The sequence below is a fragment of the Buttiauxella sp. WJP83 genome (assembly GCF_027594725.1).
In the GTDB taxonomy this organism is placed as follows: Bacteria; Pseudomonadota; Gammaproteobacteria; order Enterobacterales; family Enterobacteriaceae; genus Buttiauxella; species Buttiauxella selenatireducens.
The window spans coordinates 4,235,924-4,249,364 of sequence record NZ_CP110080.1 but is presented as its reverse complement, the minus strand read 5'-3'; the positions used below and the strand labels follow the sequence as shown (position 1 = coordinate 4,249,364).

At 51.8% G+C, this 13,441-nt stretch carries 9 protein-coding genes; all 9 read left to right on the top strand.

The features are described from left to right. Genes tssK through OH773_RS19605 form a run of 9 tightly spaced genes read left to right on the top strand, consistent with a single transcriptional unit; the run spans position 1 to position 13,274 of the window. Positions 1-1,344, top strand: a complete 1,344-nt coding sequence (gene tssK, locus OH773_RS19645) for a type VI secretion system baseplate subunit TssK (RefSeq protein ID WP_270141166.1) — start codon at positions 1-3, stop codon at positions 1,342-1,344. 4 nt (positions 1,345-1,348) lie between these two features. Beyond that, a complete protein-coding gene (icmH, locus tag OH773_RS19640) occupies positions 1,349-2,164 on the top strand; it encodes a type IVB secretion system protein IcmH/DotU (RefSeq protein ID WP_270141164.1) in 816 nt (271 codons plus the stop codon). Between the two features lie 8 nt (positions 2,165-2,172). Then, on the top strand, positions 2,173-4,839 hold the full coding sequence (gene tssH / locus OH773_RS19635) for a type VI secretion system ATPase TssH (RefSeq protein ID WP_270141161.1): 2,667 nt from the start codon (positions 2,173-2,175) through the stop codon (positions 4,837-4,839). After that, entirely contained in the window at positions 4,836-5,570 is a 735-nt protein-coding gene (gene vasI, locus OH773_RS19630) for a type VI secretion system-associated protein VasI (RefSeq protein WP_270141159.1), read from the top strand. The genes tssH and vasI overlap by 4 nt, the downstream gene beginning before the upstream one ends. A gap of 3 nt (positions 5,571-5,573) precedes the next feature. After that, positions 5,574-6,980: a type VI secretion system protein TssA gene (gene tssA / locus OH773_RS19625; protein ID WP_270141156.1), complete on the top strand. Its 1,407-nt coding sequence runs from the start codon at positions 5,574-5,576 to the stop codon at positions 6,978-6,980. A gap of 19 nt (positions 6,981-6,999) precedes the next feature. Continuing rightward, complete coding sequence (gene tssM, locus OH773_RS19620) at positions 7,000-10,524, top strand: type VI secretion system membrane subunit TssM (RefSeq protein ID WP_333482176.1); 3,525 nt, start codon at positions 7,000-7,002, stop codon at positions 10,522-10,524. A 17-nt stretch (positions 10,525-10,541) separates the two neighbouring features. Continuing rightward, positions 10,542-11,882 carry a VasL domain-containing protein gene (locus OH773_RS19615; RefSeq protein WP_270145969.1) on the top strand — a complete coding sequence of 447 codons (1,341 nt, stop codon included), beginning with the start codon at positions 10,542-10,544 and terminating at the stop codon, positions 11,880-11,882. A 24-nt stretch (positions 11,883-11,906) separates the two neighbouring features. Beyond that, positions 11,907-12,386: an Hcp family type VI secretion system effector gene (locus OH773_RS19610; RefSeq protein WP_270141154.1), complete on the top strand. Its 480-nt coding sequence runs from the start codon at positions 11,907-11,909 to the stop codon at positions 12,384-12,386. Between the two features lie 18 nt (positions 12,387-12,404). Continuing rightward, the gene (locus OH773_RS19605; RefSeq protein ID WP_270141153.1) at positions 12,405-13,274 is read left to right on the top strand and encodes a hypothetical protein; all 870 of its coding nucleotides are present in this window, start codon (positions 12,405-12,407) and stop codon (positions 13,272-13,274) included. Positions 13,275-13,441: the final 167 nt, after the last annotated feature.

Below are 13,441 nucleotides of genomic sequence, written 5' to 3'. Positions count from 1 at the left end.
ATGGCGACCACGAAAAATAAGGTGCTCTGGCAGGAAGGTTTGTTTGCCATACCGCAGCATTTTCAGCAACAGCAGCGTAACCATGAATATCTGCTGAACCAGCGCATGAATGCGCTGGATGACTTTGTCTGGGGATTTACGACACTGGCTCTCAATACCGAATTGCTGGCTCAGGGCAAGATTATGCTCGACAGCGCTGCGGGCTGCATGCCGGATGGGACTGTATTCAGCGTACCTGAAGAGGACCAGCTTCCTACGCCGTATCAGCCACTCGGTCTATCGACGCCAGGAAGCCATGATATTTACCTGGCGTTACCGGTGTTAAGCGATATCACTTGTGAAATTGAAGGTTACAAAAGCGCCGGACAAGGAACTGAGCGTTATCGACTGGCCCGTGCTGACGTTCGTGATCTGCACTCGGATGGTGGTGATGTACAGCAGATAGTGTTGGGGCAACTGGCCCTGAAAATTGTTAGTGGCGCTGATGATCTCAGTGCGATGGTGACGTTGCCGCTATGTCGTATCCGTAACCAATTGCCCAATGGTGCTCTGGTATTGGACGATAGTTTTATTCCCACTTGTCAGGCAATCCGGGTTAGCTCGGTACTAAACGGGTTTGTCGGTGACGTGCAAGGGCTTATTAGCAATCGCGCCAGTGAACTAGCAAAGCGCATTGGTTCGCCTGAGCAAAGTGGTATCGCTGATGTGTCGGAATTTATGATGCTGCAGATGCTCAACCGCAGCCAGATGCACTTCACTCATCGGTCACACCTGCATACCTTGCATCCGGAAGCCTTTTATCAGGATCTAGTCAGGCTGTTGGGCGAACTAATGACGTTTACCGAAAACAGCCGTCTCCCCTGTCCTGTCGAAGTTTACAGTCACCGCGATCTCACCCAATCGTTTAAAACGGTGATTCCAGAACTGCGTCGGGCTCTTAATACTGTATTGATGCCGCGGGCGCAAAACCTGCCGCTCATCTTTAGTGATGGGGTTTATATCGCCACCGTTAACGACCCAACACTGCTGCAGTCCGGCTCCTTTGTGCTGGCAGTACGTGCGCGGATGCCACATAACCAAATTATTCTCCAGTTCACCCAGCAGTCGAAAATTGCTGCCACCGATAAAATCCGCAACGTGGTTAGCGTACAGGTTCCGGGTGTGCCATTACGTTCATTGACTGCTGCTCCACGCCAGTTGCCGTATCACGATGGCTACGTCTATTTCGATCTCGACAAAGGCGCAACGGCCTGGCAAGACGTGGTGAAAGCCGGTGCGCTGGCGCTGCATATTTCCGGCAACTTCCCGGAACTGGATATGCAGTTGTGGGCGATAAGAGGTTAAGGCTATGAGCGAACAGTCCGTTCTTCTGCCCGACAGAAATGACCTCTTGAGCACGACCGACGTGCCAGACCCAGGGCAGGCATTTTCGCCAGAAATAGGGGGAGAAACCACCCGTCGCCAGTACCGGCTTACTTTGCGTGGTAACAGCCTCAATCCAATGATCGATGCTGCCACACCCCTACTGGGTATGGTGATGCGCGTTGCGGGGATGAACAGTAACGCCATGCCGGAGCAACTTTTCTCTCAGGTGGTGACGGACGTCCAGGCTGTGGAGCAACTGCTTCAGGAGCAAGGTTACGAACCCGGTGTGATTGTCTCCTTTCGCTACATCCTTTGTACCTATATAGACGAAGCCGCGCTGGGTAATGGCTGGTCAAACAAGAATGAGTGGATCAAGCAATCGCTGTTGGTTCATTTTCACAACGAAGCATGGGGTGGCGAAAAGGTCTTTATCCTGCTTGAACGCCTGATCCGTGAGCCGAAGCGCTACCAGGATCTGCTTGAGTTCCTGTACCTCTGTTTCTCGTTGGGTTTTCGCGGGCGTTATAAAGTCGCAGTACAGAGTCAGGATGAGTTTGAACAGATTTACCGCCGTTTGCACCACGTACTGCACGGGCTGCGCGGCGATGCCCAGTTCCCGTTGCTGCATCAAGATAAAAAAACGCAGGGCGGGCGCTATCAGTTAATCAAACGGTTGACCATCAAACATATTTTCTTCGGCAGCGTTACCGTGCTGGTGTTTTTTTATCTGTTTTATCTGCTGCGCCTGGACAACCAGGCACAGGACATTCTGCAGCAGCTTAACAAATTACTGCGATAAGGACGTTTATGATCCAGATTGATCTCCCCACGCTGGTAAAACGGCTGAACCTTTTTACCCGCCAGGCGATGGAAGCTGCCGCTGCGGAGTGCATGAGTCAGCAGGCGCCGGAAATTACCGTGGCACATGTATTGTTGCAAATGCTGGCCTCTGTTCGCAGCGATCTGCGTGTGATAGCTGAACGAGCTGAAATTGATATCAATGCGCTGCGCCAGGCGCTGACGGTGGAAAACTGGCCTGGAACTCGTACACCGGATAACTATCCTGCTTTTTCCCCGATGCTTGGCGAGTGGCTGAAAGAGGGTTGGCTGCTGGCATCTGCTGATATGCAGCACAGCGAACTGCGCGGTGGCGTTTTGTTGATGGCTCTGTTGCACTCACCGCTGCGCTATATTCCCGTTGCTGCCGCCCGACTGCTAACCAGTATTAATCGTGACCAGTTGCGCCAGGCGTTTTCAGAATGGACACGCGAGTCTGCTGAATCTGTTGCACTGGATACTGACTCCCAGGCTGTCAGTGCGAAAACGGACAATAGCGATAGCCTGCTGGCCCGTTATGCGAAAAACATGACTGAAGAGGCTCGTCAGAATCGGCTAGACCCGGTGTTGTGTCGCGATCGTGAAATCGACTTGATGATCGATATTCTTTGCCGCCGTCGCAAGAATAATCCGGTAGTAGTCGGGGAAGCGGGCGTTGGAAAAAGTGCGTTAATTGAAGGCCTGGCGCTGCGAATTGTGGCAGGCCAGGTGCCGGATAAACTGAAAAATACCGACATCATGACGCTCGACTTGGGCGCATTGCAGGCCGGGGCATCGGTGAAGGGGGAGTTCGAAAAACGGTTTAAGGGGCTGATGGCTGAAGTCATTTCCTCGCCGGTTCCTGTCATCCTGTTTATTGATGAAGCTCATACACTTATTGGAGCAGGTAACCAGCAAGGCGGGCTTGATATATCCAACCTGCTTAAACCCGCGCTGGCACGTGGCGAGCTGAAAACCATCGCTGCAACCACCTGGAGCGAATACAAAAAATACTTTGAGAAAGATGCCGCGCTGTCGCGCCGTTTCCAGTTAGTGAAGGTGAGTGAACCCAACGCTACGGAAGCGACGATTATTTTGCGCGGCCTGTCGGCGGTATATGAACAATCTCACGGCGTGCTGATTGATGATGAGGCGTTACAGGCTGCGGCGACGTTGAGCGAACGCTACCTGTCAGGCCGTCAGTTGCCGGATAAAGCTATCGACGTGCTCGACACCGCCTGTGCCCGGGTGGCGATTAACCTCTCTTCTCCACCGAAACAGATATCCGCGCTGACTACGTTATCTCATCAGTGTGAGGCCGAAATCAGCCAGCTTATGCGTGAAATCCGTATTGGCTTGCGTACTGATACTACACGGCTGGACGAGGTTCATGCGCAGCACGAAGCCACACAGGATGAGCTGCGAAATCTGGAAGAAGCATGGCATCAGCAGCAGGCGCTGGTGCAGGAAATTATTGCGCTACGCCAGCAATTGTTGAACGCAACACCTGATATGGAAGCTGTCAGTGATATCGAGCCAGAACCCCCTTCACTGGCTGAACGTCTGGCAAAACTGACGACGGAGCTGGGCGCTTTGCATCACACACAGTTGCTGGTCTCACCGCATGTGGACAAAAAACAGATTGCTGCGGTTATTGCCGAGTGGACTGGCGTGCCGCTTAACCGCCTGTCGCAGAACGAGATGTCAGTCATCACCGATTTGCCGCAGTGGCTTGGCGATACCATCAAAGGCCAGGATCTGGCGATTGCCAGCCTGCATAAACATCTGCTCACCGCGCGTGCTGACCTGCGGCGTCCGGGTCGACCACTGGGCGCATTCTTGCTGGCCGGACCAAGCGGCGTGGGTAAAACTGAAACCGTGCTGCAACTGGCAGAGCTGCTTTATGGCGGCCGTCAGTATCTCACCACAATCAATATGTCGGAATTCCAGGAAAAGCATACTGTCTCCCGGCTGATTGGTTCACCTCCAGGCTATGTCGGCTATGGTGAAGGCGGCGTATTGACCGAGGCTATTCGTCAGAAACCGTACTCGGTAGTGCTGCTTGATGAAGTAGAAAAAGCCCACCCTGATGTACTCAACCTGTTCTACCAAGCGTTTGATAAAGGCGAAATGGCCGATGGAGAAGGGCGCCTGATTGATTGTAAAAATATCGTCTTCTTCCTGACCTCTAACCTCGGCTATCAGACCATTGTTGAGCATGCTGATAACCCGGAGTTGATGCAGGAGGCTTTGTATCCGGTACTCGCTGATTTCTTCAAACCGGCTCTGTTGGCGCGAATGGAAGTCGTGCCATATCTACCGTTGTCGCGTGAAACGCTCGCCACAATTATCGCAGGGAAACTGACGCGGCTCGATAACGTGCTGCGCAGCCGCTTTAGCGCGGAAGTCGTTATTGAGCCGGAAGTGACAGACGAAATCATGAAGTGCGTCACCCGTGCAGAGAACGGAGCCAGGATGCTGGAGTCGGTGATTGATGGCGACATGCTGCCGCCACTCTCGCTGTTGTTACTCCAGAAAATGGCAGCCAATACGGCGATCGCGCGTATTCGGCTATCGGCCGCCGAAGGTACGTTTACAGCAGAAGTAGAGGACGTTCCATACACCTTGCAGCAGACAGAGGAAGAAACTGTTTTATGAGCTGGGTGCGCGTTTTCCGGCAAAGCGGATGGCTGATGGCGGGCCTGTTAGCAGGACTGTCTGCCTGTGCTGCCTATGCGGATGCGCCACCTGCATCTGGTGTGGGGTTGGCAAGTGCGGCCTCTCCGGACGCGCAGGCCACCATGAAGGCAATGCAGTCTTGTCGCCATGAGTCTGCGGCGTTGGAACGTCTTGCCTGCTATGACCATATCCTCGCACCAGAGCAGACCGGATTCGAAAGCGCGTTGGTCAAAGCCCGCTATCAGGGTGAAGCGTGGACACGTGCCACTGAGCAGGAAAAGCAACGTTCAGGTAACACCACTTCGCTGTTGGTAACGCAAATACCGGGAGATCGCGCGACTGTGGTCATAACTACCCCTGCGATTGGCAATGTCCCGCCGCGCCCGGTGCTGATGTTCAGCTGTGTGGACAACATTACCCGGATGCAAGTGGCGATGATGCACTCACTGGAGACGCATGATATCGCCGTGACTCGGACTGCGGATAACAAGACATTCCAAAGCCGCTGGTTTGTGCGTGAGAACGGCGTGTTGCTCGAATCCAGCCGAGGGTTGTCCGGTATAGATGAAATTACCCAGTTGTTCGGTGCCAAAACGCTGACTGTGGATACGGGCACGAACAGCACCGCCGGAAAGTTGACCTTTAATATCGACGGGCTGGCACAGGCCATCAGGCCGCTGCGTGAAGCCTGCCACTGGGCGGGAGAATAATTAATGACAATGGATCTAAGCAATCCGGATACCTGGATTTCGCACCTGCTGGAAAACCTGCCAGAAGAGAAACTGTGCGCGGCACTGAAAGACGATAACCCGAACTGGGAATATATAGACGGCGAAATCGTCAAGCTGGGTTCGCTGGCTCACAGTCAGCTCGATATTCCAGAAGTCCAGCGTCGGGGATTGATGCTTCTGGCCACAGAAACCAAGGATTTCCGCCTGCTGGCGCATCTATTGCGTACCTTGCAACATGCTGGTGAACAGCTATTGGCGATGCGTCTGCTGACGTTATATGTAGAACATTATTGGATGGTCGCCGCGCCGCAAAATATGGCGCACAAAAAGCGTTTTGCCACTCAGGTGGTAAAACGCTTTGAAGGCGGCGTTTCCAATTTTGCAGAAAGCGCTGATACCGTACAGCGCGATGCCTTACTGGGGGAACTGGCGAAGTTAGCGCAGTGCTGGCAGGTCGATAATGCCCCAGAACTGGCGCAGGTGACGGACGATCTGTTTGCTCTGTACCCGCGTGCATTTCGTGATATCGCATCAGCACCGTCTGCGACGCCTGCCACCACACCCTCGCGGGAGTTACAGCAGAACACCACAGTAGGGAATACGCCCGCTGCTGTTGCTCCTGCACCGCAGGTATTCATCGATAGCCACGACGATAAAGCCTGGCGAGACACGCTGCTGAAAGTCGCCGCTATTCTCTGTGAACGCCAGCCGGATTTGCCACAGGGCTACCGTCTGCGTCGTCATGCGCTGTGGCAGAGCATTACTGGCACGCCGCAGGCGGAGATCGATGGGCGGACACCGCTTGCGGGCGTTCCGGTCGATATGGTGGCGGATTATCAAGCCCGACTTGCCAGTGCGGATATCGCGCTGTGGCAACAGGTGGAAAACAGCCTGCTGCTGGCCCCGTACTGGCTGGATGGCCATCATCTTTCTGCACAAATTGCACAACGCCTGGGTTATGAGGATGTGGCACAGGCCATCCGCGATGAGGCAGGGCGTTTTGTTACCCGATTGCCCCAGCTTGCTGGTTTGTTGTTTAACGACCGAATCCCGTTTATGAATCCACAAACAACACAGTGGCTGGTATCGCCTTCTGGTAGTCAGGCTGTGCCTGAGACAGATGAATATACACAAGCTGCACGCCAGTGCTTTAACGAGCATGGGCTGGAGGCTGCGTTGCGGTATCTGGATGCGTTACCCGAAGGCGATCCCCGCGACCAGTTTTACCGGCAGTACCTTGGTGCGCAATTGATGGAAGAAACCGGGATGGGGAAATTGGCGAAGCAGCATTACCGGATGTTGTTCAAAACTGCACGACAAATGATGCTGCCTGACTGGGAGCCATCCCTGTTAGAGCAATTAGAAAAAAAGTTCACGGCAGAACAGTAACAAATAACCAGGAGTTTTTGTGTTCAGATTACCGACCCCCCGACTATTCAGCGGGCTAAAGTCTGCCCTCCGACCGGCGATGCCCCGATTCAAAGTTTCCGCAGCCTGGCTACTCGTGCTGGCGTGGATTTTTCTGCTGGTATGGATCTGGTGGAAAGGGCCGACATGGACGCTATATGGCGAACATTGGTTGCAGTCGCTGACCAGTCGCTGGCTGGCAACGGCAGTTTGGGGATTTATCGCACTAGCGTGGCTTACCGTCCGTGTGATGAATCGCCTGAAACAGCTTGAACATCAGCAGAAGCAACAGCGTCAGGAGACTCAGGACCCGCTTAAAGTGGAACTGAACATCCAACAGCGCTACCTCGATCGCTGGTTGCTGCGTTTGCAGCGCCATCTCGACAGTCGCCGTTATCTGTGGCAGTTGCCGTGGTACATGGTTATTGGGGCTGCCGGAAGCGGTAAAACCTCGCTATTACGCGAAGGTTTTCCGTCCGATATTATTTATACCCCAGACGCCATTCGAGGGGCAGAACAGCATATTTACATTACCCCGTACGTCGGAAAACAAGCGGTGATTTTTGATGTTGATGGCTCACTCTTGGAACAGGTTAATGCGGATGTGTTGCCTCGTCGTCTGTGGGAACATGTTCTGGGCTGGCTGGTGGTAAAACGTGCCCGCCAACCGCTTAATGGACTCATTCTTACGCTTGATCTCCCCGACTTGCTGACCGCCGATAAGCGCCGTCGTGAATACCTGTTACAGATGCTGCGCCAGAGATTACAAGAGATCCGCCAACACCTTCATTGCCAGTTGCCAGTCTATATCGTGTTGACGAAACTGGATCTTTTGCACGGTTTCGCTGCGTTATTCCAGTCGCTGCCCAGAAAGGATCGTGATGCCATCCTCGGCGTCACCTTTACTCGCCATGCCCACGAGAGTGATGACTGGCAGGCCGAATTGAGCAGCTTCTGGCAGGCATGGGGAGAGCGGATGAATCACTCTTTGCCGGACTTGATGTTGGCACAGAACCACTCCCGTAGCTCTCTGTTCAGCTTTGCTCGCCAGATGCAGGGTGGTCGTGAGCATCTCATTGCCTTACTCAGCGGCCTGCTGGACGGCGAAAACATGGATGTGATGCTGCGAGGTGTGTATCTGACCTCTTCATTGCAGCGCGGTCAGGTGGACGACATCTTTATGCAGTCTGCCGCTCGCCAGTATCAACTGGGTAGCGGGCCACTCGCGGCCTGGCCGCTGGTGGATACGGTGCCGTATTTCACCCGCAATCTTTTTCCACAGGCGTTGCTGGCAGAACCCAATCTGTCCGGGGAAAACAGTGTCTGGCTGGGGAATGCCCGTCGCCGAATGATGGTGTTTTCTGCCAGTAGTGCCGTGCTTGCCGTATTGGCAGTCACCGGCTGGCAGCACTACTACAACAGTAACTGGCGCGCTGGCGTCCAGGTTTTAGCGCAGGCTAAAGCTTTTATGGAAGTGCCGCCCCCGCAGGGAATTGACGAAGATGGCCATCTTCAATTGCCACTACTTAACCCGGTTCGTGATGCCACTTTGGCTTATGGTGACTGGGGCGATCGCAGTCGTCTGGCTGATATGGGGTTGTACCAGGGCAAACGCATCGGGCCGTATGTGGAACAGACTTACCTTCAACTATTAGAACAGCGTTATCTGCCCTCCCTTTTTAATGGCCTTGTAAAAGCAATGAATGCCGCCCCTGCGGAAAGTGAGGAAAAACTCGCGGTACTGCGCGTCATCAGGATGCTGGAGGACAAAAGCGGTCGCAATAATGAAGTGGTTAAACAGTATATGGCGAAGCGTTGGAGCGAAGAGTTCCACGGCCAGCGTGATATCCAGGCACAGTTGATGTCCCATCTGGATTACGCACTATTACACACGGACTGGCATGCAGATCGTGAGAAAGGTGATGGGGACGCTATAAGCCGCTGGACGCCTTATGATAGCCCGGTGGTGGCGGCACAAAAAGAATTGAGCAAGCTGCCGGTCTACCAGCGAGTCTATCAGAGTCTGAAAACGCGGGCGCTGGGCGTACTGCCTGCGGATTTAAACTTGCGCGACCAGGTTGGCCCCACTTTTGAATCGGTGTTTACCTCCGCAGACGACAATAAACTCGTCATCCCGCAGTTTCTCACTCGCTATGGGCTACAAAGCTACTTCGTAAAACAGCGTGATGAGCTGGTAGAGCTGACGGCGATGGACTCGTGGGTGCTGAACCTGACTCGAAGCATAAAATACAGTGATGCCGACCGCACAGAAATCCAGCGTCAACTGACGGAACAATATATCAGCGACTACACCGCGACCTGGCGGGCTGGCATGGATAATCTCAACGTGCGCGAGTATGAATCGATTGCACAACTGACCAGCACTCTGGAGCAGGTGATCAGCGGCGACCAGCCACTCCAGCGTGCGCTGACCGCGCTGCGGGATAACACACAGCCTGCCCTGCTTTCTGAAAAACTGGACGACAAAGCGCGGGATGAAGCGCAGGCCGAGCCAGACTACCGTTTGTTGACTCGGTTGGGGCATGAGTTTGCCGCAGAGAACAGCACGCTGGCAGTACAGAAAGATAAAGAAAACACGATGCAGGCGGTATATCAGCAACTGACAGAACTGCATCGTTACCTGTTGGCGGTACAAAACGCGCCGATGCCGGGTAAGTCGGCCCTAAAGGCCGTGCAACTGCGGCTGGATCAGAACAGCAGCGACCCAATATTTACTACGCGCCAGATGGCAAAAACCCTGCCTGCACCGCTCAACCGCTGGGTGGGCAAACTGGCCGACCAGGCGTGGCATGTGGTGATGGTGGAAGCCGTTCACTATATGGAAGTGGACTGGCGCGACAACGTGGTGAAACCGTTCAACGAGCAGCTTGCAAACAACTATCCGTTTAACCCACACGGCCAACAAGATGCGTCTTTGGATGCGTTCGAACGTTTCTTTAAACCGGACGGCATACTGGACAGCTTCTACCAGCATAACCTGAAGCTATTTATGGAGAACGACCTCACCCTGGAAGATGGGGATAACAGCGTGATTATCCGTGAGGACATTAGCCAGCAACTGGACACCGCACAGAAAATTCGTGACATCTTTTTCAGTAAGCAAAACGGGCTGGGCACGCAATTTGCGGTGGAAACCGTGTCACTGTCAGGCAATAAACGCCGCAGCGTGTTGAACCTTGATGGTCAGCTTGTCGATTACTCTCAAGGGCGGAATTTTACGTCGCACCTTGTCTGGCCGAACAACATGCGTGAAGGCAACGAAAGTAAGCTGACACTAGTCGGGGCGGGCGGAAACTCACCGCGCAGCATCAGCTTCAATGGGCCGTGGGCGCAGTTCCGGTTATTCGGGGCCGGGCAACTGACCAGTGTGCAAAATGGCACTTTCAACGTTCGGTTTAACGTGGATGGTGGTGCGATGGTGTACCGGATTCATACCGATACTGAAGACAATCCGTTCACTGGCGGGCTGCTCAGTGAATTCCGACTGCCGGATACGCTGTATTGATGCAGGGATGCAAAATGATGAACTCATCTGAAATTCAAATCATCACGGGGAACGATCCGCGCAACCTGCCGGAGTTCAGTGCTATCCGTGAAGAAATCAACAAAGCGAATCACCCGTCGCAACCGGAACTGAACTGGCGGCTGGTGGAATCGCTGGCGCTGACGATTTTCAAATCTAATGGTGTGGATTTGCATACCGCCTCTTATTACACGTTGGCGCGTACTCGTACGCAGGGTCTGGCAGGGTTTTGTGAGGGGACTGAACTGCTGGCCGCGATGATAAGCCATGAATGGGAAAAATTCTGGCCACAGGGTGGCATCGCACGAGCTGAAATGCTCGACTGGTTCAATGTGCGCACTGGCAATATCCTGCGCCAGCAACTCTCTTTTATTGGTTCTGATCTGCCTCTCCTCTACCGTACCGAGCGGGCATTGCAGCTTATCTGCGACAAGCTTCAGCAAGTGGAACTCAAGCGCCAGCCGCGCGTGGAAAACCTGCTGTATTTTGTGCAGAACACGCGAAAGCGGCTTGAACCACCGCCAAAAAATAGTGCCGTGGGATCCTCGGAGACCACGCTCAGAACTCTGGTGTATGCGCCGGAGAGCGCTCAGTCCGCCGCTGTGCCGGAGGCAATGTTTCCTCTGCCCGATTTGCCTGAAATGAAGGTGTCAGTTCGCAGCATGTTAGACGCTGGGGCCGCACCAACGCGAGGTAGTAGCATCAAAGGTTTTATAGCGGGTGTTGCCTGCACAACCGCTATCGCTACAGGCCTTTGGTGGTGGCAAGTTCACCCGCTACAGCATCAACTGACACAGGTTAGTGATACCGCACAGGGGGCTGCGACTCTCTGGCTGGCTTCACCTGAACTGACGAGTTATGAGGAAAGACTGGAAAGGCTCCCTGATGCTTCCCCGTTACAACCGTTGGAAACCGGGATGCAGATGGTGCATCAGGCAGACACATTGTGGCCAGAAAGCTTGCAGCAGCAACAATCGAGTGCGCAGTGGAACGATATCCTGAAAACTCGTGCAGTGAATGCCCCTCAGCTTAAAGGTTGGCAGCAAACCCGCCAGGATCTGCGTGCTTTTGCCGACCTGGTGATGCAGCGTGAAAAAGAGGGGCTCACCCTCTCTTACATCAAGAATGTGGTCTGGAAAGCGGAACGTTCACTAAGCCAGGAGACACCGCTGGAGTTCCTGTTAACTCAATATCAGGAAGCCCGCGCACAGGGGCAAAATACAGATGCCCTGGAAAAAGAGATTAATACACGGCTGGATGGCGTATTAAGTCGCTGGCTACTACTGAAAAATAACACATTGCCGGAAACGACAACCACTGACACTAAAGCCGGGAAATAATCACCGGCCTCAAGGAGTATTAACATGGCAAACCTTGTTTATTTAACACTGAATGGACAACAGCAGGGATTAATTTCTGCGGGATGTTCTTCGCAGGCTTCCATTGGCAATAAGGCACAAATTGCGCATATGGATCAGATTATGGTGCTGGGGTTGAGCCATGGTTTAACGCGGACACAAAATGTGAATCATCAAGGGCTTACTATTATTAAACCCGTTGATAAATCATCGCCTTTATTGGGGAAATCTATTTCTGAAAATGAGTGCTTGTCCTGCGAGTTCAGTTTTTTCCGTACAAATCGTGCTGGCATAAATGAATGTTATTATCAGTTGAAATTAATTAATGCAAGAATTTCGAGTATTCATCTTCAAGTCCCCCACGCTATAGATGATAGTAAAGGCCAGTCTGAGGAAACTATTGAATTTACCTATGAGTCAATTAACTGGGAACATTGTATCGCAGGTACAAGTGCATTTAGTTTATGGGAAGAGCGCATTTTTTGAATAAAAAGGTGTATGTAAATGAAAAATTATTATAAATGGTTAGAAAGCGATGGAAGAGATTCTATTGCCAGAGGCGGAGATCGTTCTTTGATTGATGCTTGGGAGTCAGGGAGTTATGATTTTGAAGTTCAATTATCAAAAAACACTCAGCATATTATGTTGTTTACCACAGATGAAGCTTTTGCAATTGCAAATGACCTTTATAACAAAGGAACTACCTTTGCTGGGAACATTAGAGATACAAAAAATGCTGCAAAGAACATTTTTAAATTAGTAAGTTATCAAGACGCTGGAAAGCTTGTTTTTAGATTGAAAGGATTAGGTGTTAAGGCTGAACGGTATATTTATAAAGGTATTACCTATATTAAAGTAACTGGTTATCCGTCATTACGTCGTATTTTGATTGGTACTCGTTATAAAAGTAATAATTTGAAGATCCTGGAGTTGGGAATCGGTAAGGCAGGGATTAATTTTGGTATAATGGATGGAGGAAGGTTTTGTATTTATTTTTCTGGGGGGCAACGGCTTCTTGAACTGATACTTTCATCCGAGCATGATGTGGCTGCATTTATCGGAAATATTGACGTAGATGTTGCAAAGGTGATTGTGACAATTTTTGTGACAAAACTCGCAGTGGCGGGGGTAAGGTGGGCTGTAACAGCAATAGCATTCAGCGTTACACTTCCTATTTCATTGGGAATGGTTCTTGTTGTTGTTTTGGGGGTTGTTGTTACCACTCTTTTATCTAGGTTAGATGAACACTATCATTTATCTGATAAAGTTATTAAAAGTGTCAGAGAAGCAATGGCGGAGCATCAGAAAATGATAGAACAGAACATTAGCCATAACCATTATGGCCTTTCTTTGTCAAGAGGAGGGGGACTTTAGAATTATGAATCTAATAAAATTAAGGGGAGTGTGTTCAGCGATTTGTCTTGTCGCTTTTTTGTCTTTGTTGATATTTTTTATCTTGAAGTGGTGTGGTGCTGACATATTAAGTCTGATTAATAAAGATGATTACATATTTTATACTAGGGGAAGTATACCTGCACTAT